The 24,360-nt window shown below is 60.1% G+C and carries 25 protein-coding genes and 1 pseudogene; 19 read left to right on the top strand and 7 right to left on the bottom strand.

All coding sequences use genetic code 11. The features are described 5' to 3' along the window. Window positions 1-102: 102 nt before the first annotated feature. The 7 genes and pseudogenes from HYN24_RS01345 (at window position 103) to HYN24_RS01375 (ending at window position 6,594) form a co-directional block, all read left to right on the top strand. Window positions 103-1,485: a branched-chain amino acid ABC transporter substrate-binding protein gene (locus HYN24_RS01345; protein ID WP_117607607.1), complete on the top strand. Its 1,383-nt coding sequence runs from the start codon at window positions 103-105 to the stop codon at window positions 1,483-1,485. Between the two features lie 71 nt (window positions 1,486-1,556). After that, window positions 1,557-2,481 (top strand): annotated as a pseudogene (locus HYN24_RS01350) (branched-chain amino acid ABC transporter permease). Then, complete coding sequence (locus HYN24_RS01355; protein WP_117607608.1) at window positions 2,478-3,539, top strand: ABC transporter ATP-binding protein; 1,062 nt, start codon at window positions 2,478-2,480, stop codon at window positions 3,537-3,539. Before HYN24_RS01350 ends, HYN24_RS01355 begins: the two are co-directional and overlap by 4 nt. After that, window positions 3,536-4,297: an ABC transporter ATP-binding protein gene (locus tag HYN24_RS01360; RefSeq protein WP_117607609.1), complete on the top strand. Its 762-nt coding sequence runs from the start codon at window positions 3,536-3,538 to the stop codon at window positions 4,295-4,297. The genes HYN24_RS01355 and HYN24_RS01360 overlap by 4 nt, the downstream gene beginning before the upstream one ends. Continuing rightward, window positions 4,290-4,994 (top strand): ABC transporter ATP-binding protein, encoded by a 705-nt coding sequence (locus HYN24_RS01365; protein ID WP_117607610.1) that lies wholly within the window; start codon window positions 4,290-4,292, stop codon window positions 4,992-4,994. Before HYN24_RS01360 ends, HYN24_RS01365 begins: the two co-directional genes overlap by 8 nt. A 31-nt stretch (window positions 4,995-5,025) precedes the next feature. Next, entirely contained in the window at window positions 5,026-5,871 is an 846-nt protein-coding gene (locus HYN24_RS01370) for a putative RNA methyltransferase (RefSeq protein ID WP_117610161.1), read from the top strand. Between the two features lie 90 nt (window positions 5,872-5,961). Continuing rightward, window positions 5,962-6,594: a COG3650 family protein gene (locus tag HYN24_RS01375; RefSeq protein ID WP_117607611.1), complete on the top strand. Its 633-nt coding sequence runs from the start codon at window positions 5,962-5,964 to the stop codon at window positions 6,592-6,594. Between the two features lie 36 nt (window positions 6,595-6,630). Here HYN24_RS01375 and HYN24_RS01380 read toward each other — a convergent pair whose 3' ends face one another. Beyond that, window positions 6,631-7,644 (bottom strand): CDP-6-deoxy-delta-3,4-glucoseen reductase, encoded by a 1,014-nt coding sequence (locus tag HYN24_RS01380; protein WP_117607612.1) that lies wholly within the window; start codon window positions 7,642-7,644, stop codon window positions 6,631-6,633. A 33-nt stretch (window positions 7,645-7,677) separates the two neighbouring features. Between HYN24_RS01380 and HYN24_RS01385 the strand changes: the two genes are divergently transcribed. From HYN24_RS01385 to HYN24_RS01410, 6 genes are all read left to right on the top strand, one after another. Continuing rightward, window positions 7,678-8,577 (top strand): SDR family oxidoreductase, encoded by a 900-nt coding sequence (locus HYN24_RS01385; protein ID WP_117610162.1) that lies wholly within the window; start codon window positions 7,678-7,680, stop codon window positions 8,575-8,577. Further along, window positions 8,565-8,981: a CopD family protein gene (locus HYN24_RS01390; RefSeq protein ID WP_117607613.1), complete on the top strand. Its 417-nt coding sequence runs from the start codon at window positions 8,565-8,567 to the stop codon at window positions 8,979-8,981. Before HYN24_RS01385 ends, HYN24_RS01390 begins: the two co-directional genes overlap by 13 nt. A 1-nt stretch (window position 8,982) precedes the next feature. Then, window positions 8,983-10,125: a class I SAM-dependent RNA methyltransferase gene (locus tag HYN24_RS01395; RefSeq protein ID WP_117607614.1), complete on the top strand. Its 1,143-nt coding sequence runs from the start codon at window positions 8,983-8,985 to the stop codon at window positions 10,123-10,125. A gap of 105 nt (window positions 10,126-10,230) precedes the next feature. After that, entirely contained in the window at window positions 10,231-11,526 is a 1,296-nt protein-coding gene (locus tag HYN24_RS01400; protein WP_117607615.1) for an acetyl-CoA hydrolase/transferase family protein, read from the top strand. 91 nt (window positions 11,527-11,617) lie between these two features. Then, window positions 11,618-11,959, top strand: coding sequence for a hypothetical protein (locus tag HYN24_RS01405; RefSeq protein ID WP_117607616.1), 342 nt, complete (start codon window positions 11,618-11,620; stop codon window positions 11,957-11,959). Window positions 11,960-11,961: 2 nt separating this feature from the next. Then, a complete protein-coding gene (locus HYN24_RS01410) occupies window positions 11,962-12,498 on the top strand; it encodes a YMGG-like glycine zipper-containing protein (RefSeq protein ID WP_117610163.1) in 537 nt (178 codons plus the stop codon). Window positions 12,499-12,584: 86 nt separating this feature from the next. Here the strand turns inward: HYN24_RS01410 and lipA are convergent, their stop codons facing one another. Genes lipA through HYN24_RS01440 form a run of 6 tightly spaced genes read right to left on the bottom strand, consistent with a single transcriptional unit; the run spans window position 12,585 to window position 17,419 of the window. Beyond that, window positions 12,585-13,556 carry a lipoyl synthase gene (lipA, locus tag HYN24_RS01415; protein ID WP_117607617.1) on the bottom strand — a complete coding sequence of 324 codons (972 nt, stop codon included), beginning with the start codon at window positions 13,554-13,556 and terminating at the stop codon, window positions 12,585-12,587. Then, entirely contained in the window at window positions 13,549-14,166 is a 618-nt protein-coding gene (lipB, locus tag HYN24_RS01420; protein WP_117607618.1) for a lipoyl(octanoyl) transferase LipB, read from the bottom strand. Before lipB ends, lipA begins: the two co-directional genes overlap by 8 nt. 6 nt (window positions 14,167-14,172) lie before the next feature. Next, window positions 14,173-14,442: a YbeD family protein gene (locus tag HYN24_RS01425; protein ID WP_117607619.1), complete on the bottom strand. Its 270-nt coding sequence runs from the start codon at window positions 14,440-14,442 to the stop codon at window positions 14,173-14,175. Window position 14,443: 1 nt separating this feature from the next. Next, the gene (locus HYN24_RS01430) at window positions 14,444-15,331 is read right to left on the bottom strand and encodes a D-amino acid aminotransferase (RefSeq protein WP_117607620.1); all 888 of its coding nucleotides are present in this window, start codon (window positions 15,329-15,331) and stop codon (window positions 14,444-14,446) included. Window positions 15,332-15,334: 3 nt separating this feature from the next. Further along, a complete protein-coding gene (locus HYN24_RS01435; protein WP_117607621.1) occupies window positions 15,335-16,474 on the bottom strand; it encodes a D-alanyl-D-alanine carboxypeptidase family protein in 1,140 nt (379 codons plus the stop codon). Window positions 16,475-16,510: 36 nt separating this feature from the next. After that, a complete protein-coding gene (locus HYN24_RS01440) occupies window positions 16,511-17,419 on the bottom strand; it encodes a LysR family transcriptional regulator (RefSeq protein WP_117607622.1) in 909 nt (302 codons plus the stop codon). Window positions 17,420-17,518: 99 nt separating this feature from the next. Between HYN24_RS01440 and htpX the strand changes: the two genes are divergently transcribed. From htpX to HYN24_RS01465, 6 genes are read left to right on the top strand one after another with little or no spacing between them, the layout of a single operon-like run. Then, window positions 17,519-18,394: a protease HtpX gene (htpX, locus tag HYN24_RS01445; RefSeq protein ID WP_117607623.1), complete on the top strand. Its 876-nt coding sequence runs from the start codon at window positions 17,519-17,521 to the stop codon at window positions 18,392-18,394. A 35-nt stretch (window positions 18,395-18,429) separates the two neighbouring features. Next, a complete protein-coding gene (locus HYN24_RS01450) occupies window positions 18,430-19,674 on the top strand; it encodes a TolC family protein (RefSeq protein ID WP_117607624.1) in 1,245 nt (414 codons plus the stop codon). Beyond that, window positions 19,671-19,979 carry a hypothetical protein gene (locus tag HYN24_RS16325; protein ID WP_371413221.1) on the top strand — a complete coding sequence of 103 codons (309 nt, stop codon included), beginning with the start codon at window positions 19,671-19,673 and terminating at the stop codon, window positions 19,977-19,979. Before HYN24_RS01450 ends, HYN24_RS16325 begins: the two co-directional genes overlap by 4 nt. Before the next feature lie 26 nt (window positions 19,980-20,005). After that, window positions 20,006-20,809 (top strand): efflux RND transporter periplasmic adaptor subunit, encoded by an 804-nt coding sequence (locus HYN24_RS01455; RefSeq protein ID WP_371413241.1) that lies wholly within the window; start codon window positions 20,006-20,008, stop codon window positions 20,807-20,809. Further along, window positions 20,806-23,916 carry an efflux RND transporter permease subunit gene (locus tag HYN24_RS01460; RefSeq protein WP_117607625.1) on the top strand — a complete coding sequence of 1,037 codons (3,111 nt, stop codon included), beginning with the start codon at window positions 20,806-20,808 and terminating at the stop codon, window positions 23,914-23,916. Before HYN24_RS01455 ends, HYN24_RS01460 begins: the two co-directional genes overlap by 4 nt. Continuing rightward, window positions 23,913-24,254, top strand: a complete 342-nt coding sequence (locus HYN24_RS01465) for a P-II family nitrogen regulator (protein ID WP_117607626.1) — start codon at window positions 23,913-23,915, stop codon at window positions 24,252-24,254. The genes HYN24_RS01460 and HYN24_RS01465 overlap by 4 nt, the downstream gene beginning before the upstream one ends. Window positions 24,255-24,360 lie beyond the last annotated feature (106 nt).

Raw genomic sequence — 24,360 nt, forward strand, 5'->3', positions numbered from 1 at the left:
GGGATAAAATACGCTTTTATCATACCATCTTATGATTGACAGGCACGAGGCGGCTCCGGACAATCAGCGGGTGCTTTTTCCCTCAGATCAGGAGCCCCCCCGATGCATGCCAAGCTTTCCGTAGTTGCCCTCTCCGTTGCTGCTGCTTTTGCCCTGTCTGCCTGCGGACAGAAGGAAGAGCCCAAGCCCGTTGCTGCTCCGGTGCCGGCTGCCAAGCCCGAAGTCGTTGTCAAGCTCGGGCATGTCGCCCCGATGACTGGCCCGCAGGCGCATCTGGGCAAGGACAACGAAAACGGTGCAGTACTGGCGGTCGAGGAATTGAACGCCAAGGGGATGGAAGTCGGTGGTGCCAAGGTCAAATTTGAACTGATCAACGAAGATGATCAGGCCGATCCCAAGCAGGGCTCCATCGTTGCCCAGAAGCTCGTCGATGCCAAGGTGAACGGCGTTATTGGCCACCTCAATTCCGGTACCACCATCCCGGCCTCCAAGCTCTATGCCGATGCGGGCATTCCGCAGATTTCCGGTTCGGCGACCAATCCGAAGTACACGCAGCAGGGTTTCGCCACGGCATTCCGGGTCATGGCCAACGATGTTCAGCAGGGCAAGAGCCTGGGCGAATTTGCCGTCAAGCAGGGCGTCAAGACGGTGGCTATTGTTGATGACCGTACCGCTTACGGCCAGGGTCTGGCCGACGAATTCAAGAAAGCCGCCGAAGCATCCGGCATCAAGATTGTCGCCACCGAATACACCAACGACAAGGCCACCGATTTCAAGGCCATTCTGACCAAGATCAAGTCGACCAAGGCCGAAATGGTCTTCTTCGGTGGCATGGATGCCCAAGGTGGCCCGATGGCCAAGCAGATGAAGGAACTTGGCATCAAGGCTAAATTCCTCGGTGGCGATGGCATCTGTACGCCGGAATTCATGAAGCTCGGTGGTGCCGCCACCGAAGGCCAGTTCTGCTCGCTGCCCGGCATGCCCCTCGAAAAGCTGGCGAAGGGTCCGGAGTTCCGGGAGAGATTTACCAAGAAGTTCGGCGCAGAAATTCAGCTTTACGCACCGTATGTCTATGATGCCGTAATGGTCATGGCCGACTCGATGAAGCGGGCCGATTCGGTTGATCCGGCCAAGTATCTGCCGGCCATTGGCAAGACCAAGTACGATGGTGTCACAGCCCAGATCGAGTTCGATGCTCAGGGTGATCTCAAGGGCGGTGCCATTTCCATCTACAAGTATGCGGGTGGCAAGCTCGAATATGTCGAGACGCTGGGCGGTAGTCCGCTCGAGGCCGCGAAAGCCGATCTCAAGGAAGCTGTCGCTGACGTGAAGGACGCCGCCAAGGCGGTTGCCGGTGCAGCCAGCGCCGTCGGCAAGGAGGCTGTCGGCGAAGCCAAGGAAGCGGCCAAGGAGGTCGTCAAGGCCGGTGCTGCAGCCGTCAAGGATGCGGCTGAAGCGACCAAGGCGGCGGCAGAAAAGAAGTAATCGTTTAATCCGCTGCATGGAAACGGCACCGCAAGGTGCCGTTTCCTTATGGTTCACCAGAAAAAGACTAAATGGATATTTTTCTCCAGCAGATCATTAATGGTCTCGTTCAGGGCAGCATTTACGCGCTGGTCGCGCTCGGCTACACGATGGTCTACGGGATCATGGGGCTGATCAATTTTGCCCATGGCGAGGTGGTGATGATTGGAACGTTGGTCACCATTACCGTCGCCGGATCACTGATCAAGGCCGGCATGCCGGTGGCACTGGCCGGACTGGCCGGGCTGATGGCGGCGGTGCTGGTGTGCATGGCGCTTGGCTGGGCGCTGGAGCGCGTTGCCTATCGGCCGCTGCGCCATGCGCCACGTCTGACGCCGCTGATTACGGCAATCGGCATGTCTATTGTCCTGCAAAATTTGGCGATGATGATCTGGGGGCGCAATTACCTGACTTTCCCGGCCTTGCTGCCGAAAATTGATTTCGAATTGGCTGGCGCCAATTTCACCGCCATCCAGGTCATCATCGTGCTCGTCTCGGCGGCAACGATGGGGGGGGCTGCTTCTCCTCGTCTATCGCACCAAACTTGGCATGGCCATGCGCGCCACGGCGCAAAATCCGGCGGTGGCCAGTCTGATGGGCGTCAACATCAACCGCGTCATCGCTGCCGCTTTCGTCATCGGCTCGGCGCTGGGGGCGGTGGCCGGTGTCATGGTGGGCACCTATTACGAAATTGCTCACTACCAGATGGGTTTCATGCTTGGTCTCAAGGCTTTCACGGCGGCGGTGCTCGGCGGCATCGGCAATCTCGCCGGGGCCATGCTCGGTGGCATCCTGCTCGGCATCATTGAGGCGCTGGGTGCGGGTTATATCGGCGACCTGACCGGCGGCTTCCTCGGCAGTCACTATCAGGATATTTTTGCCTTCGTGGTGCTGATCGTCGTGCTGATGTTCAAGCCTTCGGGGCTGTTTGGCGAAAAGACGGGGGACCGGGCATGAAATCCAGTCAGTTTTTCCGGTCGGGTGCGGGTGTTGTGCTGGCTGCTGCGCTCCTCATTGCCCTGCCGTTTGTCGCTGCGCTGGGCGGGCAGGCCTGGGTGCGTATCCTCGATTTCGCCATCCTGTACGTTTTCCTTGCCCTTGGCCTCAACATCGTCGTCGGTCTGGCCGGCCTGCTCGATCTCGGCTACATCGCTTTCTACGCTGTCGGTGCCTACACCTGGGCCTTGCTGGCCAGCCCGCATTTCGGACTGCATTGGCCGATCTGGGCGATTTTGCCGCTCGGTGCCGGGTTGGCCTGTTTTGCCGGCGTCCTGCTTGGTTCGCCGACGCTGAAGCTGCGTGGCGACTATCTGGCCATTGTGACGCTCGGCTTCGGCGAAATCGTCCGCATCTTTCTCAATAACCTCAACGCACCAATCAATGTCACCAACGGCCCCCAGGGCATCACGCTGATCGATCCGGTCAGTTTCGGTGCTTTCAAGTTCTCGGGGACGACACAGATTTTGGGTTTTTCGCTGAGCGGTCCGCAGAAGTACTACTTCCTTCTGGTCGCTTTGGCCATCCTCGTTATCATCATCAACATCCGTCTGCAGAATTCACGGATCGGCCGGGCCTGGCAGGCCATCCGCGAGGATGAAATCGCCGCCAAGGCAATTGGTATCAACACGCGCAACCTCAAGTTGCTGGCCTTCGCCATGGGGGCCAGTTTCGGCGGTGTTGCCGGCGGCATTTTTTCCGCCATGCAGGGGTTTGTATCGCCGGAAAGTTTTTCGCTGATCGAGTCGATCATGATCCTGGCCATGGTGGTGCTCGGCGGCATGGGGCATATCCCCGGCGTCATCCTTGGCGCGGTGTTGCTGACAGTGTTGCCGGAAGTCCTGCGTTATGGCGTCGGCCCCTTGCAGATGGCGGTTTTCGGCAAGATGCTGGTGGATCCGGAAAGTCTGCGCATGCTGGTCTTCGGCCTGGCCCTGGTCCTCGTCATGCGTTTCAAGCCAGCCGGGCTGTGGCCATCGCCGGAGCGTCAGCGGGAATTGACTGAGGCCAAGTCATGAGCCCCGTTCTGCTTGAGGCGAAAGCCATCGCCAAGCATTTTGGTGGCGTCAAGGCGTTGCAGGACGTCTCGTTGTCGATCCGCCATGGCGAAATTTATGGTCTGATCGGCCCGAACGGGGCTGGCAAGACCACCTTTTTTAACTGCATGACCGGCCTTTATGTGCCGGATGGCGGTGGTTTTGTCTTTGACGGCAAACCGCTCGTCGCCGATGCGCCGGATCAGGCCGCTGAGCGTGGTATCGCCCGCACTTTCCAGAACATCCGCCTGTTCGGCAACATGACGGCACTGGAAAATGTCATGGTCGGCCGTCACGTGCGGACTAGGGCCGGGGTGATCGGGGCGATGTTCCGCAATGCCGCGACGCGGGCCGAAGAGGCTGCGATTCGCCAGCGCGCCATTGATCTGCTGCACTATGTACGGATCGAGGAGCGGGCCGACGATCTGGCCAAGAATCTCTCTTATGGTGATCAGCGCCGTCTGGAAATTGCCCGCGCCCTGGCCACCGAGCCGAAACTGCTTTGTCTGGATGAGCCGGCCGCCGGCATGAATGCCACCGAAACCGAACAACTGCGTGACCTGATCGATGGCATCCGTCGCGACGGCACGACCATCCTGCTCATCGAGCATGACGTCAAGCTGGTCATGGGCCTGTGCGACCGCGTTGCCGTCCTCGACTATGGCGCCTTGGTGATCGAGGATGTGCCGGCCGTCGTGCAAAAAGATCAACGCGTTATCGAGGCTTACCTAGGTGCTTGAAGTAACCGGACTCCACGTCGCCTATGGCGGCATTCAGGCGGTGCGCAGCATCACCTTCCACGTCAATGAGGGCGAAACGGTCGCACTGATTGGTGCCAACGGCGCTGGCAAGACGAGTACCTTGAAGGCGATTGCGCGGGTGCTCGATGCGGTCGGCGGTGATGTGCATTTTTGCGGCGAAAAGATCAGCCGCATCGCGCCGCACGACATCATTCGCAAAGGCATCGCGCTCGTTCCCGAAGGGCGGGGCGTCTTTCCTCGTCTGACCGTGCTGGAAAACCTGCACATGGGGGCCTTTATCCGTACCGATCCAGCCGAGGTCGAAAACGATCTGCTCAAGGTCTACGGCTATTTCCCCCGCCTCAAGGAGCGCGCAGCTCAGCTAGCCGGCACCTTGTCCGGGGGAGAGCAGCAGATGCTGGCGATTGGTCGTGCCTTGATGAGCCGACCGAAGATGCTGCTGCTTGACGAGCCATCGATGGGGCTGGCACCCATCATGGTCCAGAAGATCTTCGAGGTCATTCGTGCTGTCGCCGCTGATGGCATGACCATCCTTCTCATTGAGCAGAACGCACGGCTGGCATTGCAATCGAGCCAGCGCGGCTACGTCATGGAGAGCGGAGAGATTACATTCAATGGTGAATCGGCGATGTTGCTCGATGATCCCAAGGTTCGTGCCGCTTATCTCGGCGAATGAATCGGATGCCCTCGTTCGGTCGGCGGTTTTCGTGAACGTCATCCCCTTCCCGTCGCTGGCCTGTCCGCTCGATGGGGCCCCGCTGTTCGGCCACGGCCCGGCCTGGCGCTGTGCAGCCGGCCACAGTTTTGACATCGCCAGCCAGGGCTATGGCAACCTGCTCCCGGTTCAGCAAAAGCGTTCACGCGACCCCGGGGACAGCAAGGAAATGGTCGCTGCCCGCCGTCGTTTTCTCAACGCCGGGCATTACCAGCCGATTGCCGCCGCGGTCAGCCGGGCTGTGCTGGACGGACTTCCCGATGACGCGACGATCAGTTGCCTCGATGCTGGCTGCGGCGAGGGCTACTACCTGCGTCAGCTCGCTGCGGCGCAGGATAATGGACAAACCTTGGCGGTGCTCGGGCTGGATATTTCGAAGTGGGCAGTCCTGTCGGCGGCCAAGCAGGACCAGCGGCCGAACTGGATTGTCGGCACCAACGCCCATTTGCCCGTCCTGGCGAAGACGCTGGACCGGGTGCTGTGCATGTTCGGGTTTCCGGTCTATGCCGAGTTTGCCCGTGTTCTCAAACCTGGCGGCCGGTTGTTGCAGGTAGACGCCGGGCCCGACCATTTGCGCGAGCTGCGTGAAATCATCTACCCGGCGCTGAAACCCGAGCGCGCTGCTGATCAGCAGGTGCCGGCCGGCTTTTGTCGCCTGTCCATGGAAACCGTCCGTTTTTCCCTGTGCCTTGATAGTCAGGAACTGATTGCCGATCTGCTGGCCATGACGCCACATCTCTATCGTGCCAGCGCCGAAGGACGGGGGCGAGCGGCAGCGCTGACCACGCTGGCAGTGACGGTGGACGTCCGTCTGACAAGTTTTGGCCGGGAAGCCTGAGTTCACCCGCGGTTTTTTAGCTGGATCAAACGATTTACCACCCGGCGGGAGGACAATGCCCGACATCGCCATTTACCGGAACGCCGAGCCATGAAATTTCGCCACCTGTCCGCCGCACTGGCTGTCTTGTTGCTTGCCACCGCCCTGCTGGCCGACGAGGTAAAACCGGTCGATGCAGCACCAAAAATGGCTTTCGGACTGATGATGAAGCAGGGCGACCGGCTGATTTTCTCGCCTTGTCGTGACCGCAGTTACGCCAATGTCGAGGATGTCTCGCCCGATGGCAGTGTGACGGCGGTACTCACCAGCCTCGGTCTTGATGCAGGCAAGCGGCTATACGTTGAACTGCTTGGCGTGCTCGATAACGGCACGCTGAAAGCCTCGGCCTTCAACATGGCGCGCGTCGAAGGGCGCTGCCAGATGCCGGGGGGCAAGGAAGAGTCATGGAGGGCCGCCGGCAACGACCCCGCCTGGGCGCTGGTGGCGGGGGGCGAGCATGTCCGTCTGCAACGCTATGGCAAGCCTGATGTGGTGCTGCCCTATGCCGAATTCCGGATGGATGGCCGGTACGCCCGCTATGACGGGACTGGCGACAATCTCAAGCTGACAGTCAGTCTGGAGAAGACGATCTGTCGTGATGCCCAGGCCAATGGCGCTTTCGCCTGGACCGCGTCGGTCGGGGTGAACGGCCAGGTTCTCAAGGGCTGCGCCTGGCAGCGTTGAGCGTTCGCCGTGTTGTGACGCTTGGCTGGCTTCTGATCAGGTCGTTGAGAAGGTGAAGGCGTCGGCGAAGAATTCTTCTTCCGGCAAGCCTTGCGCCACGAAATCGCGTCTGGCCGCATCGATCATTACCGGTGCGCCGCAGGCATAGACCTGATAGCGGGATAAATCGGGGAAGTCGGTCAGCACAGCGGCATGGACGAAGCCGGTACGACCACTCCAGGCATCATCGGCAGCGGGTTCGGAGAGCACCGGCACATAGGTGATATTGGCGTGCTCGGCCGCCCACTTTTCCGGCAACTCGTTTTGGTAGAGATCGATGCGCGCCTTGGTGCCCCAGTAGATGGCTATCGGGCGCTGGCAGTTCTCGGCGATGGCGTGTTCGACGATGGCCTTGATCGGCGCGAAGCCGGTACCGCCGGCGAGCAGGATCATCGGCTTTTTTGAGTCTTCGCGCAGGTAGAAGCTGCCGTGCGGGCCATTGAAGCGCAGGATGTCGCGGACCTTGAGGCTTGAAAACACCTGTTCGGTGAACAGGCCACCCGCTACGTGGCGGATGTGCAGTTGCAGCACGGCATCATCGTGTGGCGCATTGGCCAGCGAATAGCTGCGTTTTTTGCCATCCTTGAGGAGGATGTCGATGTATTGCCCGGCCCAGAACTGCAGGCGTTCGTTGGCTGGCAAACGGAGGTGAAGTTCGATGACATCCGGGGCCAGCTTCTCGAGCTTTTCGATACGCGAGGGCATGGTCTTGACCGGAATGTCGCGGGCCGAGCCGAGCTGCTTGCATTCGATAACCAGATCGGACTGCGCCGTGGCGCAGCAGTAGAGCGTCAGGCCAGCGGCCTTTTCGTCGTCCTTGAGGGCGTGCGGCTGTGACTTGCCGTGGTCGACCTCGCCACTCACCACTTTGCCCTTGCAAGCACCACAGGCCCCATCCTTGCAGCCATAGGGCAGGGTCAGGCCCTGACGCAGCGCCGCGTCGAGCAGGGTTTCGCCGCTTTCAGCCGCGAACTCGCGGCCGCTCGGCTGAACAGTGATGTGGTAGCTCATAAAATCCCCTTGGTCGTCGGCTACAATGCCGGCGTGCAAAAAATCCTGATTGTCGGCAGCGGAGACGTTGCCCGCCGCATTCTCTCCCGCCTTGCCCTGCGCCCCTCCCGTGCCCGCGTTTTCGCCTTGCTGCGCGATCCGGCACGGGCAGCCGCATGGCGTGACGCAGGAGCGACGCCGGTGCTGGCTGACCTTGACGACCGGGCCAGTTTGCAGCGCCTGGCCGGGCTGGCCGATGACGTGCTGCATCTGGCTCCGCCGCCCGGCGAAGGCCGCTTCGACACCCGAACGCGCAATCTGCTGGCCGCTTTGAGCAAGGGCAAAAGTCTACCACGGCGACTGATCTACGTAAGCACCACGGGGGTGTACGGCGACTGTGGCGGGGCGCAGATCGATGAAACACGCCACCTTAACCCCGAGAGTTCGCGGGCTGGCCGCCGGGTCGATGCCGAGAGCTGCCTGCGCGCCTGGGGGCTGCGCACCGGGGTCAGGGTCAGCATCCTGCGCGCCCCGGGTATTTATGCCGCCGACCGCCTGCCGGTCGACCGGTTGAGCCGGGGCATGCCGGCCTTGCGTGAGGCAGATGATGCCTACACCAACCATATCCACGCTGACGATCTGGCTGCTGCCTGTATTGCCGCCTTGCGTCACGGTGGTACCAACCGCGTCTACAATGTCGTCGATGATTCCGACCTGAAGATGGCTGACTATTTCGACCGGGTTGCCGATGCCTTTGCCCTCCCTCAGGCGCCGCGAATTTCGCGGGAGGAGGCCGAGCAACGACTGTCGCCGGTGCAGATGTCCTTCATGCGCGAATCCCGCCGCATCGGTAACGGGCGGCTTAAAAACGAATTAAAACTGCGTCTTGCCTACCCGACGGTTGATGTCGGGATAGCTGATTCGCTAGCCAGGAGAAACGCATGCTTGTCGTGAAGACGTTGCATATCTGGATGGTCATTTCATGGTTTGCCGGCCTGTTCTACCTGCCGCGCATCTTTGTCAATCTGGCCATGGTGCCGGCCGACAGTGTCGCCGAGCGTGACCGTCTGTTGCTGATGGCCGGCAAGCTGTACAAGTTCATGACGCCACTCGGCGTTCTGGCCATTGCCCTGGGTTTCTGGCTGTGGTTTGGCTACGGGTTTTCCGGTGGCTGGTTGCACGCCAAGACGACGCTGGTGGCTGTTCTGGCGGTGTATCACTGGCACTGCGGTCGCGTTCTCCAGCAGTTTCAGGGGGGCGGGAACAAGAAGACCCACATCTGGTACCGCTTTTATAACGAACTGCCGGTCATCGTCCTGTTGATCGTTCTATTCCTCGTCGTCCTCAAGCCATTCTGACATGAACAAATATTTTGCTATCTGCCCGCGCGGGCTGGAAGAACATCTGCTCGAAGAACTGCGTGACGTCGGCGGTGAAGAGTTGCGGACGACGCATGGCGGCGTTTTCTTCAGTGGTGACTGGTCGGTCTGCTATCGCGCCAACCTTGAATCCCGGCTGGCGACACGCATCCTGTGGCATATCGTCAAGGGACCGTACGCCAAGGAAGACGATATCTATCGACTGGCCGTCCGCCAGTTGTGGCCGAATCATTTCGATGTGACGCGGACGATGCGCGTGGTGACGACGGCGATCAAGTGTCCGCTCAAATCGCTCGACTTCGTCACGCTGCGTGTCAAGGACGCCATCTGCGACCGTTTTCGCGAGGATCGCGGTGACCGCCCGAATATTGAAACACGCCATCCGGATGTCAGCATCCATGTCTTTTTGTCCGAAAACGAATGCACGCTGTATCTCGATACTTCCGGCCAGCCCTTGTGGCAGCGTGGTTTTCGCAAGGCCAGCGTAGATGCGCCGCTGAAGGAAAACCTGGCTGCCGGGATTCTGAAAATCACTGGCTGGAAGCCCGGCATACCCCTGGTTGATCCCATGTGCGGCAGTGGTACCTTCCTGCTTGAGGCGGTGCAGATTGCGCTCGACCGCGCCCCCGGACTGGATCGTGGTTTTGCCTTTGAAATGCTGCGCAATTTCGAGGCCCTCAACTGGGCGAACATTCGCCAGGCCGCCGATGCTCGCGTCAAGCCGGCCGAGCCGATGGATATCCGGGGCTACGACATTGACGACAAGGCTGTGCGAGCGACCCGGCGCAATCTTCAGGAAGCTGGCTTTGGCAATGTCGTGACGGTGGATCGGGAAGACCTGCTGGAAACACAGCCGCTCACCGATCACGGCATTCTGGTGACCAATCCACCCTACGGTGAGCGGATCGGCGAACAGGATGAACTGGCCGCTTTCTATCCCGAGCTCGGTTCGGCGCTGAAAAAACATTGGGCTGGCTGGAACTGTTTCTTCTTCACAGCTGACCTGCGTTTGCCTAAACTGGTCGGACTCAAGCCGAGTCGCAAAACGCCATTGTTCAACGGTCCGCTCGAGTGCCGCCTGTTTGAAATTCGCATGGTCGCGGGGAGCAATCGCAAGCCGTGATGGCTGCCATGCAGCAGGCATGGGATTTGATCCTCGTCAGCTTATGGCTTGAGCCGGCATGCGAGGATGATGGTTTTGCCAAAATATAATTTCAGGAGATAGCAGATGTCAGTTCAGGCTTTGTACCAGCAAAAACGTATGTCCGCCGCCGATGCCATTCGTGTTGTCAAGAATGGTGACACCATTGTTGTCCCGACGGCGGTCGGGGAGCCGCCCAGCCTGCTGACTGCCCTCTCCGATGCCCGTCGCGATTTCCGTGATGTGCAGATTTCGCAGATTCTTGCTGTCCGGAAGTACGGCTATCTCGACCCCGAAACGGTCGAGCATGTTCGTCACACTGCCTATTTCTACAGCGGTGCGACGCGTCCGGGTGCCAAGGAAGGTTGGGTCGATTTCATTCCGGCTTATTTTTCGGAAATGCCGGAGTTGCTCAATCGCGGCCTGATGCCGGCCGATGTCGTATTCAGCATGGCCTCGCCGATGGATGAGCACGGATTCTTCTCGCTGGCGCTGGCCGCCGACTACACCATGGCGGCGATTCGTCGGGCGCGCGTCGTGGTGCTTGAAGTCAATCCGAACGTACCTTTCGCCAATGGCGACTGCCATATTCATGTTTCACAGGTGGCGGCGCTGTGCGAGAGCGATGATCCGATTCTCGAAGTCGGCCTGCCCAAAATTGGTCCGGTTCAGGAGGCCATCGGCAAGTACGTCGCCGACATGATCCCCGATGGGGCAACGCTGCAGATCGGCTATGGCGGCATTCCTGACGCCGTGGTCATGCAACTGACTGACAAGCGCGATCTCGGTATCCATACCGAAATGGTCGGCGATGGCATCATGTCGCTGGTCGAGGCGGGTGTCGTCACCAACCGGAAAAAGAACTACCACCAGGGCAAGATGCTGGCTACTTTCGCGCTCGGTTCGAAGAAGCTCTACCAGTTCATGCACCGCAATCCGGCCCTCGAGATGCATCCGGTCGATTTCACCAATGACCCCTATCTGGCTGGCAAGAACGACAACCTGCATGCCATCAACGCGACGATGCAGATCGACTTTCTCGGCCAGTGCGGCTCGGAAAGTCTCGGTCCGATTCCCTACTCGGGTACCGGCGGTCAGTCCGATTTCGTGCGGGCAGCCAACCGCTCCAATGGTGGCAAGGCTTTCATCGTGCTGCCGTCAACGGCCAAGGATGACACCATTTCCCGCATCGTCCCGACGCTGTCGCCGGGAACTCATGTGTCGACCAGCAAGAATGATATCAACTATGTCGTCACCGAATTCGGGGTGGCTCAGCTGCGCGGCAAAACCGCCAAGCAACGTACCGAGGCACTGATCGGCATCGCCCATCCGAATTTCCGCAGCGAGCTGCGTGAAGCGGCAAAACGCCTGAAATTGCTGTGATTGGCGCTTACAAACAGTAGCAATTTTGTTTCCCCGGTTTGCCGATAATTGGCTATCTTGTAAGTGAGTTATTGGTAAATCGGGTATTGCTATGAAACTGCAAAAATATATCGTCGTATTGCTGGCCTTGCTGTTGGTCGGCATGAACGGCGCTTGGGCGCATGGCCGTTCACATTTCGGCGTCTATGTCGGACCACCTGTCTGGGGACCGGTCTGGTATCCCCCGCCGTATTACTACCCGCCTCGGGTGATCGTTGTGCCCCCCGCCCAGCCGCCAGTCTATATCGAGCAGCAGGACGCGGCACCGGCAGCCGCCCCGGAGTCTGGTGGGCAGCAATACTGGTATTACTGCGCTAGCGCCAAGGGCTATTACCCTTACATCAAGGACTGCCCGGGTGGCTGGCAAAAAATTCTGCCGCAACCGGAGAGATGAAAATGACCGAACATAATATTGTTGCCAAGCGCCTTGGGCTTGTTGTCGGTGCTGTCTTTCTGGGTGCCTGTACCGTTTTTCCGACAGGGCCAACAGTCATGGTTCTGCCCGGTACCGGCTATTCGATCGAAGCCTTCCGCGGCGACGACATGGCCTGCCGTGAATATGCCCATTATCAGATTGGCGGCAAGACGGCTGAAAATGCATCCAGGGAATCGGCGATCACCAGTGCCGCCGTCGGAACGGCCATCGGTGCAGTGGCCGGGGCCGCTATCGGCGGGCATCGCGGTGTTGGTGCCGGGGCCGGGGCTGGCTTGCTGCTCGGTAGTGCCGTTGGCGCTGACAGCGCCCGTGCCTCGGGTGTAGGTACCCAGCGTCAATACGACAATGCGTACATCCAGTGCATGTACGCCAAGGGACACCGTGTGCCGGTGCCGGCCAACATGGCGGTTCCGCGATCTACAGCGCGGACGCCAGATGCCAGCATCCCGCCGCCGCCGCCGGGTTCACCGCCGCCACCGCCGCCCAACGTCCGATAGGTTTTGCCCAGAAAAATGCCCGGTATCCGTTACCGGGCATTTTGTTTTGGTCGGCCTTTGCGGCTGACGATATACCACGTGCGATATCAGGCAACCCCGGCGCTGTGTGCCTGCTGGTCGGCCCAGTAGCTTGAACGAACCATCGGGGCACAAGCAGCACCCGTAAACCCCATCTTCTTGGCTTCTTCCTCAAACATCTTGAAGGTGTCAGGATGAACGTAGCGGGTGACCGGCAGGTGATGGCCGGATGGGGCAAGATACTGGCCGATGGTGAGCATTTCGACGTTATGGGCGCGCAGGTCGCGCATGACGTCGAGAATTTCTTCATCGGTTTCACCGAGACCGACCATCAGGCCGGATTTCGTTGAAACGGCAGGATAGCGGGCCTTGAATTGTTTCAGGAATTCCAGCGAGTGCTTGTAGTCAGCGCCGGGGCGGGCCTGCTTGTAGAGGCGGGGCACAGTTTCCATGTTGTGGTTGAGGACGTCGGGCAGGGCGCCGCCGAGGACATCGAGGGCGACATCCATGCGGCCACGAAAGTCGGGAACCAGGGTTTCAACGGTGGTGGTCGGCGACAGTTCGCGGACATGGCTGATCACGTCGACAAAGTGCTGGGCGCCGCCATCGCGCAGATCGTCACGGTCGACGCTGGTGATCACGACATAACGAAGCTTGAGCATGGCGACTGATTCCGCCAGTTCCCGGGGCTCCTCCGGATTGGGCGGCAGCGGTTGGCCGTGGCCGACGTCGCAGAACGGGCAGCGGCGGGTGCAGATGTCGCCGAGGATCATGAAGGTTGCCGTGCCGCGCCCGAAGCATTCACCGATGTTGGGGCAGGCCGCTTCTTCGCAGACGGTGTGCAGTTTCTTCTCGCGCAGCATGGTCTTGATTTCGCCGAAGCGACCGGCGCTGTTGCCGGCCTTGACGCGTATCCACTCGGGTTTGCGCAGCGGGGTGTCGACCGGCACGATCTTGATCGGGATGCGCGCCGTTTTTAGTTCGCCCTTTTGTTTGACACCTTTTTGCTTGGTGCTGCCGGGGTTGTCGTTCTCAGCCATGTTGTTTGTCCAGTTGCTGTCGCAAGTATTGAGAGAGTTGCTCGCCGGCCTCATGAGCCGTGAGCGGAATGTTCAGGTCTTTGGTCTGGATGACTTTCAGCCCGGCATAGCCGCAGGGATTGATGGCGGCGAAGGGGGAAAGATCCATGTCGACGTTGAGCGAGACGCCATGATACGAACAGCCGTTACGGATACGCAGGCCGAGCGCGGCGATCTTGGCGTCACCAACATAGACGCCGGGCGCCCCGTCGCGTCGTTCGGCGGTGACGCCGTATTGGCCCAGCAGATCGATGACCGCCTGCTCGATGGCAGTAACCAGTTCGCGTACCTTGAGTTTCAGGCGGGCGAGGTCAAGCAGCAGGTAAAGCACAACCTGACCGGGGCCGTGGTAGGTGACCTGGCCGCCGCGGTCGATCTTGACGATGGGGATGCCGACATCGTGCAGGATGTGTTCCGGCTTGCCGGCCTGACCGAGGGTATAGACCGGCGGGTGTTCGACGATCCAGATTTCGTCTGGCGTCGCGCTTGTCCGGGTTGCCGTGAAATCCTGCATGGCCTGGAAGGTCGGCGCGTAATCGACATGCCCCAGACGTTTGATGATGGGTGTCACGGAGGTTTAGAGCACGACCTTGATGAGCGGGTGGCCGCTCAGGTCGGTATAGAGCGCATCGAGTTGCGGCTTGGAGCGGGCGACCACCGTGCACGTCAGGCTCAGGTAGTTGCCGCCCGAGCTGGCGCGCATTTCCATGGTGGCACCGTCGAAGTCCGGCGCGTGAACGGTGACGATGTCGAGGACGACCTGGGCCAGACCATCATCGGCCTTGCCCATGATTTTCAGGGGGAATTCACAGGGAAATTCGAGAAGCGTGTCCTTGTACGAAGCCATTTCAGCCTTTACGCATTACGGTGTTCTTGAAATCCTGATACCACTGCCACATCTGCTGCCCGAGTGGGCCGGGCTGGCCGGCATGGGGTCCATTGCCGACCGGTTTGCCGTCCAGCGTCGTGATGGCGAGGATTTCTTTGGTTGATGAGGTCATCCAGACCTCGTCGGCAGCGCGAAGTTCAGTTTCTTCGATTTCTGCGATTCTGACGGGTTGGCCATGTTGCGCTGCCAGTTCAAGGATGACGTCGTAGGTGATGCCGGGCAGCATCAGCTCGGTCTTGGGTGGGGCGCACAGGACGCCGTCCCTGACCACGAAGATGTTTGATGCAGCCCCTTCCTTCATGTAGCCGTCGCGCATCAGCAGGGCCTCGGCACAGCCTTGCTCGACGGCTTGTTGCCGGGCCAGCACGTTGGCCAGCAGGGAGATGACCTTGAGGTCGCAACGTGCCCAGCGCAGGTCGGGCACCGTGATCGCGGCAACCCCCTTGGTGCGCACATCGGCCGGCGTTGTCACCAAAGGCGAGGCGAAGGCAAAGGCGGTTGGCGGCACGGTGGCGGGCGGGAAGGCATGATCCCGCTTGTTGTCGGCACCGCGGCTGACTTGCAGGTAGATCGACTGGTCGCTCCAGGGCGCACCTTCGATCAGTTTGACCACCACCGCTTTCCAGCCATCGGTCGTCAGGGGGTTGGTCAGCCTGATCCCGTCCAGTGTGGATTGAAGTCGCTTGAGGTGCTCTTCGATGCGGAAAGCCCGCCGGGAATAGACCGGGATCACCTCATAGACACCATCGCCGTACAGAAAGCCGCGGTCGAGCGGCGAAATGCCCGCTTCGGCCAAAGGCAGGAACTGTCCGTTAAGGTAAACGGGATCGGCGACGTAAGGGGTCACGACTTAGTTGAACCAGAGGCGGATGGTATCCATGATACGAATGAAGATGTTGCCGATTTCCACTTTTTCAAGGGCGGCGACGGGATATTCGCCATAAACCTTGCCGTCGATGGTGACCTTGAGCATGCCAAGTTTCTGGCCGGCCTCGATCGGGGCGATCAGGCGGGGTTCGGCGACGAATTCTGAGTTGACCTTGTCGGCGTAGCCTTTGGGCACGGCGATCGCCAGATCGCTGGTGAAGCCGGCCTTGACCTCGCGCTGAGCCCCCTTCCAGACGCGTAGCGTGGCGACGGCCTGGCCCCTGGCGTACAGCGACACGGCGTCGTAGGAGATGTAGCCCCAGTTCAGCAGTTTCTGCGACTCGCTGGCCCGGGCGCTATCCGAGGTCGTCCCGAGAACGACCGAGAGCAGGCGACGCTTGTCGCGCAGGGCCGAGGAGATCAGACAGTAGCCGGCCGCTTCGGTATGGCCGGTCTTGACGCCATCAACCGTAGGGTCGAGATAGAGCAGACGGTTGCGGTTCGGCTGGGTGATCTTGTTGTAGGTGTATTCCTTCATCGAGTAGTACTTTTTGTACTCCTCGGGGAAGTCGCGGATCAGTGCCGAGGCAAGCAGGGAGAGGTCGCGCGCCGTGGTGTAGTGGGCAGGGTCGGGCAAACCGGTCGAATTGCGGAAGCTGGAGGCATTCATGCCCAGGCGCTGGGCTTCACGATTCATCATCTGGGCGAAGTTCTCCTCGCTGCCGGCGATGCCTTCGGCCAGCGTGACGCAGGCATCATTGCCCGACTGGACGATCATGCCCTTGATCAGGTCTTCGACCGCTACTTGCGTATCGACCCGGACGAACATCTTCGATCCACCGGTACGCCAGGCTTTTTCCGAGACCGGCAGGGGCTGTTCAAGGGCCAGGGTTTTCTTGTGCAGGGCGGCGAAGGTCAGGTAAGCCGTCATCAGCTTGGTCAGCGAGGCGGGCTCAAGCCGCTCGTCTGATTTTTCGGCGGTGAGCACCTGATTCGAGCCGACTTCGAGCAGCAACCAGGACTTGGCGGCGAGCGTCGGGGGAGCGGGGAGTTGCTGAGCCAGGGCTTGGGCGGCGAAAACGAGGCTCAGGGCGAGGAAGGCGGTCTTGCGGAACTGCGACATTGGCGTTGTACTTTGATTGGCGTTGGGGGGAAGCAATTATACCCTTGGCTCAAGGACGCCTTGCGGCGCAGCAGCGCAAAGCACCTCGACGGCGGGGTGGCGGATGCGCCGCTCGTTGGAGATGGCGTAGATGAGTTCGCTGACGCCGCTCATGGCCCCGAGCGGCACTGCTTCCAGCTGGTGGGCGACTTGCTCGGCCAGGGCCAGCGGAGCCGGAAAGATGCCCAGCCCGCCGCGCCCGAAGGTGGTCAGTAAGGCGCTGTCTTCGAATTCCCCGACGATTTTTGGCAGGATATTGGTGCTTTCGAGCCAGCGATCGATACGGCCACGCAGTGCATTGTGGCGGGTTGGCAGGAGGAGTGGGGCACCCTCCAGGCAGGCCGGGAAATTGTCCCGGTAGCGTTCGGCCAATGCCGGGATGGCGAACAGACCGGTGGCGAATTCGCCCAGCGGCGTGCTGAACACCTTGAGATTGGCGCTGGCCGGGGCGGGCCGGTCGGTCAGTACGACATCGAGTCGATGCAGGGCGAGGTCGGCGAGCAAGGTTTCAAATTCGCCTTCATCGCAGATCAGGCGCACATCGGTCGGCATGCTGGTGACGGTCGATAGCAGGCGATAGGCGAGCAACTTGGGGATGCCATCGGAAATCCCGGCGCGCAGGCGCAGCGTCGACGCGCTGCCACTGCTTTCGACCGCCTCGGTGAGGGCTTCGCCGAGCTGGAAAATCTGATCGGCGTAGCCCTGTGCTACCCGACCTGCCTCGCTGAGGACCAATCCCCGTCCCTGACTGTTGAACAGTGCCTTGCCGAGCTGCTTTTCGAGCAGCGAAAGCTGGCCGCTGATGGTTTGGACCGCAACGCCAAGTCGATCGGCGGCGCGAGTGATGCTGCCTTCCTGAGCAACGACCCAGAAATAATGGAGATGTTTATAGTTGAGTGGCGTCATTTGTTATCGAAAAAATCGAAGTATTGTTCAATTTTGATCAGTTTTTTGCTTTGGTGCAATGTTCTATCATCGCGGCGTTGCTCATTTGTGGAGTTCACCATGAAACGTATCTTTCTCTTTCTTGCTACCAACCTGGCGGTCATGCTGGTGCTCAGCGTCGCTACCAGCTTGCTTGGCGTCAATCGCTTCCTGACCGCGAACGGCCTCAATGTCGGCATGCTGTTTGTCTTTGCCGCCGTGATCGGCTTTGGCGGTGCCTTCATTTCGCTGCTGATGTCGAAAACCATGGCCAAATGGAGTACCGGGGCACGGGTTATCGAGTCGCCCAGTTCATCGACGGAAATGTGGCTGGTTGACACGGTCGCCCGTTTGTCCAAACGGGCCGGTCTGCCCATGCCGGAGGTCGCCATCTACGACGGTGAGCCGAATGCCTTTGCCACCGGCGCCAGCAAAAACAGTTCGCTGGTCGCCGTATCGACCGGTCTGCTCCAGGGTATGACGCGTGATGAAGCTGAAGCCGTATTGGCCCACGAGGTCGCCCACATTGCCAATGGTGACATGGTGACGATGACCCTCATTCAGGGGGTGGTGAATACCTTCGTTGTCTTCCTGTCCCGCATCGTCGGCTATGTGGTCGATGGCTTCCTGCGGCGCGGTGATAGCGAAAATTCCGGGCCGGGCATTGGCTACATGGTGACCAGCATGATCTGCGAAGTGGTCTTCGGCTTGCTCGCCAGCATCCTCGTTGCCTGGTTCTCGCGGCAGCGCGAGTTTCGTGCCGATGCCGGTGCCGCCGGCCTGATGGGCTCGCCGGTGCCGATGCAGAATGCTTTGCGTCGCCTGGGCAGCCTGCATACCGATCCCTTGCCGCAAAGCATGGCGGCTTCGGGAATTGCCGGTGGCAGCAGCTGGATGGCGCTGTTTTCGACCCATCCGCCGCTGGAAGAACGGATTGCTGCACTGGGCGGTCGTTAATCGTCGTCCTCCAATGGCACGCGCTTTGCTAAGTAATGCTTATGATGCAATGCACAAAAGTACTGACCTTCGCCTTGGGCTGCGCTGCGACACTCGCCGTGGCGCAGCCCGAATACGACCTGGCGAAACTTGAAGCCCTGGCGCTTTCCACCAGCCGCACTGTTATGGCAGCTCGTGAACAGATTACGGTGGCGCGATCTGCGGTAGATAGTGCCGCAGCCTTTCCCAATCCGGAGCTTGAATATCTGGGGGGGACGGTGCGCAGCCGCGGAGTGGGCGGCAATACCGGCGACGCTCGCAGCATCACCTTGACCCAGCCGCTCGATATGCCGTGGCGGCGGACGGCGCGGATTGGCGTGGCGGAAGCCGGGCTGGATTCGACGGCGGCAGTGGTCAAGGCGTTCGAGGCAGATGCGTTGGCGCGCCTCCGTTTGCGTTATTTCGAAGTGCTGCGCCGCGATGTTGAATTGAGTAATACCCGAGAAGATATGGCTGCCATGGAGAGTGTGCGCTCACGCATCGCACTCCGTGTGGACACTGGCGAAGCGCCACGTTTTGAACTGATCAAAGCCGATGCCGAGTTGCTGAATGTGCAGAAAATCGCGCAGGCGGCTGGCTTTCGGCGGGAGCAGGCGCGGTTGCAATTGCGCCAGAGCGTCGGCGAAGGCTTGTCCGCTGATTTTGTCCTGCGCGGCAACCTGAGAGACCCCCTGGATGTGCCCCCGCTTGGTGCGTTGCGCAAACAACTGGCTGAATCAAGCCCTGATTTGGCGCGGGCACGCGCCGAAATGGTGCGGGCGCAACATCAGCTTGATCTTGAGCGGCGTCAGCGCTGGCCAAATGTGGCCCTGAAAGCGGGTCTCGATGAAGATCCGGAGACCCGGGTCAGCAAGTTCGGCGTGGTGGTCTCGATCCCATTGTGGGATAGACGCCACGGTCCGGTTGGCGAAGCATCGGCCCAACTGTCGCGGGCCCGCCACGAGTTGGCGGCACAGGAGTTTTCACTGCCGCAGCAACTCGAGATTGCTTTCCAGCAATATGAAATCGCCCAGGCGCAGGTTGGCGCACTCGAGTCAGGCATCCTCCGCCAGGCCGAGGCGGCCGTGACGGTGGCCGAGGCCGCTTATCGTTTTGGCGAGCGCGGGTTTCTCGAGGTTCTCGATGCCCAGCGGGTGTTTCGTGCGGCGCGGGCAGAACTGATTACGGCGCGTTATGAACTGGCTTCGGCCTGGGTTGAAATTGAACGACTGCGGGCCCTGCCGGGAGGAAAAGAACAATGAAAGAATTCCTGTTTCTGTTGTTGGTTGTAACCGCGCTGAGCGGCTGCAATCAGGAGCATAAAAAGGCCGCCGCGCCCCAGGTGCACGATCCAATGGCGGTTTCTCCGTCGCCGGCGTTGTTGGGGCAGCTCAGGATCAGTGCAGTCAACACCCAGCCTGTGGCCGAAACCTTGCGGGTTAGCGGCCGCATAGACTTTGACGAGCAGCGTTTGGCTCGCATTGGTGCGACGGTGACCGGTCGGGTCACAGACATCGATGCCCTGCTCGGGCAAAGCGTCAAAAAGGAGAGGTTCTGGCCCGCCTGAACAGCAGCGAACTGTCCAGTCAGCAACTGGAGTATCTCAAGGCGCGCTCCCAGCTTGAACTCAATCGCCGTAATGCCGAGCGCGCCAGGGCGTTGTTTGAGGCCGATGTGATCAGCGCGGCTGAACTGCAGCGTCGGGAAAGCGAATTTCATATTTCGACCGCCGAAACACGGGCGGCCAGTGATCAGTTGCAATTGCTCGGCGTCAGTCCGGGGGCGATTGATCGCCTGGCCAAACAGGGGGCTGTCAACTCGGTAACACCGGTGGCGGCAACCCTGAGTGGTGTCGTCGTCGAGCGCAAGCTGGCGCAGGGGCAGGTGGTGCAGCCAGCCGACGCCCTGTTTGTGGTGGCTGATCTCTCCCGATTGTGGGCGGTTGCGCAGGTGCCGGAGCAGCAGGTTAGCCAGGTCAAGGCCGGGCAGTCGGTGAGTATTGAGGTGCCGGCTCTGGGCAACGAAAAGCTGGTCGGTAAATTGATTTTTGTCGGTCAGACCATCGATCCCGAAACGCGTACCGTTCTGGTGCGTACCGAACTGGATAACCGGGACGGTCGTCTCAAGCCGGCCATGCTGGCTTCAATGCTGATCGAGGCGAAGCCAGTCGAGCGTCTGGTTGTGCCTGCCGGTGCCGTGGTTCGCGAAAATGATGAGGATCACGTTTTTGTGGCCGGGGAAAATGGCATTTTTCGCCTCGTCAAGGTCAAGCTAGGGCCGGATCAGGGTGGGGTTCGGGTGGTGCTTTCCGGTCTCAAGGCCGGCGAGAAGTTGGTGGTCGATGGTGCTTTCCATCTCAACAACGAGCGTAATCGCAAGGAAATGGAGGGCGCGTGATCGAGTCCCTTGTACGTGCGGCGCTCAAGCAGCGCCTCGTTGTTGCGGTAGTTGCCACCGTCCTGTTCTTTTTCGGTCTGGATGCGGCGCGCCATTTGTCGGTCGATGCCTTTCCTGATGTCACCAATGTTCAGGTCCAGATTGCCACCGAGGCCTCCGGGCGTTCGCCGGAGGAAGTAGAGCGTTTCGCGACCGTGCCGCTCGAAGTGGCGATGACCGGGCTGCCCGGGCTGGAGGAAATGCGTTCGCTGAACAAGCCGGGCCTGTCGCTGATTACACTGGTCTTCAATGACAAGACAGACGTCTATTTTGCCCGCCAACTGGTCATGGAGCGCCTGCTCGAAGTTGGGTCCCGCTTGCCGGCGGGTATCACGCCGGTGCTTGGTCCGGTGTCGACCGGTCTCGGTGAAGTCTATCAATACACGCTGGAGCGTGCGGATGACGGCGATCAGACGCTCAGTGAAGAAGAACTGATGAAGCGCCGGATCGCCCAGGACTGGGTGGTTCGTCCCCTGTTGCGTTCGATTCCAGGGGTCGCCGAGATCAATTCTCAAGGCGGCTTTGCCAAGCAATATCAGGTGCTGGTCAATCCCGACAAGCTGCGCCATTTCGGACTGAGTGTCGCCGATGTTTATCAGGCCGTGGGGCGCAACAATGCCAATGCCGGGGGCGGCGTCCTGCCGCAATATGCCGAGCAATATCTGATTCGTGGCGTTGGCCTGGTCCGTGACCTGGGCGATCTGCGGGCTATCGTGCTCAAGGAGAAAGAAGGTGTGCCGGTGTACGTCGGTGATGTGGCCGATGTGCAAATCGGCCATGAGGTGCGCCAGGGCGCCGTGATCAAGAACGGGACAACGGAAGCGGTTGGTGGTGTCGTGATGATGATCGCCGGCGGCAACGCCAAGGAGGTGGTCAGCCGGGTCAAGGCGCGGGTCCAGGAAATTAATCGCAAGGGAATGTTGCCCGATGGCCTGAAAATTGAGCCGTACTATGATCGTTCCGAGTTGGTCGATGCGGCCCTCTGGACAGTGACCAAGGTTTTGCTCGAAGGTGTGATGCTGGTTGTGGTCGTGCTTTTTCTCTTCCTCGGGGACGTGCGTTCATCGCTTATCGTCGTTGGGACGCTGGTGCTGACGCCGTTGCTGACATTTATGGCGATGAACAGGCTGGGCATATCGGCCAATCTGATGTCGCTCGGCGGCCTGGCCATAGCCATCGGCTTGATGGTCGACGGCTCGGTGGTCGTGGTCGAAAATGCCTTCCTCCAGCTTGGCCGTCATGCCAGGAGCGGTGATGGCCAGATACGGGTGATTCTGCGTGCCGTGGTCGAGGTGGCAACGCCGGTTATTTTCGGTGTCGGCATCATTATTCTGGTCTTCCTCCCGCTGATGACCCTGCAGGGTATGGAGGGCAAGATGTTCGCGCCACTGGCCTACACCATCGCCATTGCCCTGGCTATTTCGCTGGTGTTGTCGATGACGCTGACGCCGGTAATGTCGACCTACCTGCTCAAGCCGCCAGCGCATGATGGGGATCACGACACAAAGCTGATCGCCATCATGAAGCAGCGCTACCTGAAAATGCTCCACTGGGCTCTTGGTAACGAGCGCAAGACGGTGATCATGGCGGTCGGGGCTTTCGTCCTGACCATCGCCACCTTGCCCTTCCTGGGCACGGCCTTCATCCCGGAAATGAAGGAAGGCTCGGTGGTGCCCGGCATCAACCGCGTGCCGAACATCTCCCTCGATGAGTCGGTCAAGATGGAAATGGAAGCCATGCGTCTGGTCATGCAGGTGCCGGGTGTCAAGTCGGCGGTTTCCGGGGTTGGGCGTGGCGAGTCGCCGGCTGATCCACAAGGGCCAAATGAATCAACGCCCATTGTCAGCCTTAAACCGCGTAGCGAATGGCCCTCTGGCTGGACCCAGGAGACCATTCAGGATGCCATGCGCGAGAAGTTGAAAGCCTTGCCGGGCGTTCAGGTGGTCATGGCGCAGCCGATTTCGGATCGGGTGGACGAAATGGTGACGGGGGTTCGCTCGGATATTGCCGTCAAGGTCTTTGGCGACGATCTCGATCAGTTGAAAAGAATTGCCGGCCAGATTGGCAAGGTCGCCCAGACCCTTGAGGGGGCGGAGGACTTGCGTATCGAGCGGATCAGCGGCCAGCAGTACTTGTCCGTTGAAATCGACCGGCAGGCGATTGCCCGACTCGGTCTCAACGTATCGGATGTCAACGACCTGCTCGAAACGGCCGTGGGCGGCAAGGTGGCGACCGAGATTTTTGAGGGCGAACGACGCTTCCCGGGCGTGGTCCGCTTGCCGGAGCGGTTTCGCAATAACGTCGAGGAAATTTCGAACATTCTGATCACCTCGCGAAGTGGGGCGCAGGCTCGCCTGGCAGATGTCGCCAAGATCAGCGTCATGGATGGCCCGGCCCAGATTTCGCGGGAACTCGGCAAACGGCGCATCGTGGTCGGCGTCAACGTCAAGGACAGGGACCTGGGCAGCTTTGTCGCCGAGCTGCAGGAGAAAGTCGATGGCCAGATCAAGTTGCCAGAGGGCTACTATCTCGAGTGGGGCGGGCAGTTCCAGAATATGGAGCGGGCGCTCGGCCACCTGAAGATCATTATCCCGATCACCATCGCGGCCATTTTCTTCCTGCTCTTCCTGCTTTTCAATTCGCTGCGTTTTGCCACGCTGATCATCACCGTGCTGCCTTTTGCCTCCATCGGCGGGATCATCGGCCTGTTCGTCAGCGGCGAATACCTGTCGGTGCCAGCCTCGGTCGGCTTCATTGCCCTGTGGGGCATTGCCGTGCTCAATGGCGTGGTGCTCGTCTCGTACATCCGCGGTCTGCGGGATGAGGGGCGCAGTGTGCGCGAGGCGGTGGTCGAAGGGGCTACGCTGCGTTTCCGCCCGGTCATGATGACGGCAACCGTGGCCATGCTGGGCCTCATCCCCTTCCTGTTTTCCAGCGGCCCCGGCTCCGAGGTGCAGCGCCCTCTGGCGATTGTCGTTATCGGCGGCCTGATCACCTGCACACTGCTGACGCTGCTGGTTTTGCCGACAATTTATCGCTGGTTTGACGAAGACGAGGTTCAGGCATGAAAGAGATCAAGGCGGTTATCCGTCCCAACAAACTCGCCATGTTGCGTGATGCGCTGGTGCTGTTGCCTGGCTTCCCGGGTATGACGGTGAGCAAGGTCGAGGGGTGCAGCGCGCCGTCGCGGCACGTGCCGGCGCGGAGCCGGATCAAGGAGGAGCTAACCGACTACACGCCCAAGGTTCGGATTGAAATCGTCGCGCCGGATGAGGTGGCAGAAATCCTTTTTCAGCGTATCACCGAGGTGGCACAGACCGGGCATTACGGCGACGGGCTGGTCTGGGTCACTGATGTCGAGCGGGCTGCGTTTATTTTCAAAACAACCCCAGGGCCCGAAAAATAGAGACGATTCAGCGTATTACTTTTGTCTGGTGTGGAAAATTTCACAGGTGAATTGGGCAGGATTTCCTAAAATTCCGACATGATTATTCCCCCTTGCGGGGTTAGGC

The organism is Dechloromonas sp. HYN0024, from assembly GCF_003441615.1.
Taxonomy (GTDB): domain Bacteria; phylum Pseudomonadota; class Gammaproteobacteria; order Burkholderiales; family Rhodocyclaceae; genus Azonexus.

Bases quoted from the DNA above. Each gene is read 5' to 3' on its own strand.
- HYN24_RS01345 (WP_117607607.1), top strand. From the start codon at position 103: ATGCATGCCAAGCTTTCCGTAGTTGCCCTCTCCGTTGCTGCTGCTTTT.
- HYN24_RS01355 (WP_117607608.1), top strand. From the start codon at position 2,478: ATGAAATCCAGTCAGTTTTTCCGGTCGGGTGCGGGTGTTGTGCTGGCT.
- HYN24_RS01360 (WP_117607609.1), top strand. From the start codon at position 3,536: ATGAGCCCCGTTCTGCTTGAGGCGAAAGCCATCGCCAAGCATTTTGGT.
- HYN24_RS01375 (WP_117607611.1), top strand. From the start codon at position 5,962: ATGAAATTTCGCCACCTGTCCGCCGCACTGGCTGTCTTGTTGCTTGCC.
- HYN24_RS01380 (WP_117607612.1), bottom strand. From the start codon at position 7,644: ATGAGCTACCACATCACTGTTCAGCCGAGCGGCCGCGAGTTCGCGGCT.
- HYN24_RS01390 (WP_117607613.1), top strand. From the start codon at position 8,565: ATGCTTGTCGTGAAGACGTTGCATATCTGGATGGTCATTTCATGGTTT.
- HYN24_RS01395 (WP_117607614.1), top strand. From the start codon at position 8,983: ATGAACAAATATTTTGCTATCTGCCCGCGCGGGCTGGAAGAACATCTG.
- HYN24_RS01400 (WP_117607615.1), top strand. From the start codon at position 10,231: ATGTCAGTTCAGGCTTTGTACCAGCAAAAACGTATGTCCGCCGCCGAT.
- HYN24_RS01405 (WP_117607616.1), top strand. From the start codon at position 11,618: ATGAAACTGCAAAAATATATCGTCGTATTGCTGGCCTTGCTGTTGGTC.
- HYN24_RS01410 (WP_117610163.1), top strand. From the start codon at position 11,962: ATGACCGAACATAATATTGTTGCCAAGCGCCTTGGGCTTGTTGTCGGT.
- lipA (WP_117607617.1), bottom strand. From the start codon at position 13,556: ATGGCTGAGAACGACAACCCCGGCAGCACCAAGCAAAAAGGTGTCAAA.
- HYN24_RS01425 (WP_117607619.1), bottom strand. From the start codon at position 14,442: ATGGCTTCGTACAAGGACACGCTTCTCGAATTTCCCTGTGAATTCCCC.
- HYN24_RS01435 (WP_117607621.1), bottom strand. From the start codon at position 16,474: ATGTCGCAGTTCCGCAAGACCGCCTTCCTCGCCCTGAGCCTCGTTTTC.
- HYN24_RS01440 (WP_117607622.1), bottom strand. From the start codon at position 17,419: ATGACGCCACTCAACTATAAACATCTCCATTATTTCTGGGTCGTTGCT.
- htpX (WP_117607623.1), top strand. From the start codon at position 17,519: ATGAAACGTATCTTTCTCTTTCTTGCTACCAACCTGGCGGTCATGCTG.
- HYN24_RS01450 (WP_117607624.1), top strand. From the start codon at position 18,430: ATGCTTATGATGCAATGCACAAAAGTACTGACCTTCGCCTTGGGCTGC.
- HYN24_RS16325 (WP_371413221.1), top strand. From the start codon at position 19,671: ATGAAAGAATTCCTGTTTCTGTTGTTGGTTGTAACCGCGCTGAGCGGC.
- HYN24_RS01465 (WP_117607626.1), top strand. From the start codon at position 23,913: ATGAAAGAGATCAAGGCGGTTATCCGTCCCAACAAACTCGCCATGTTG.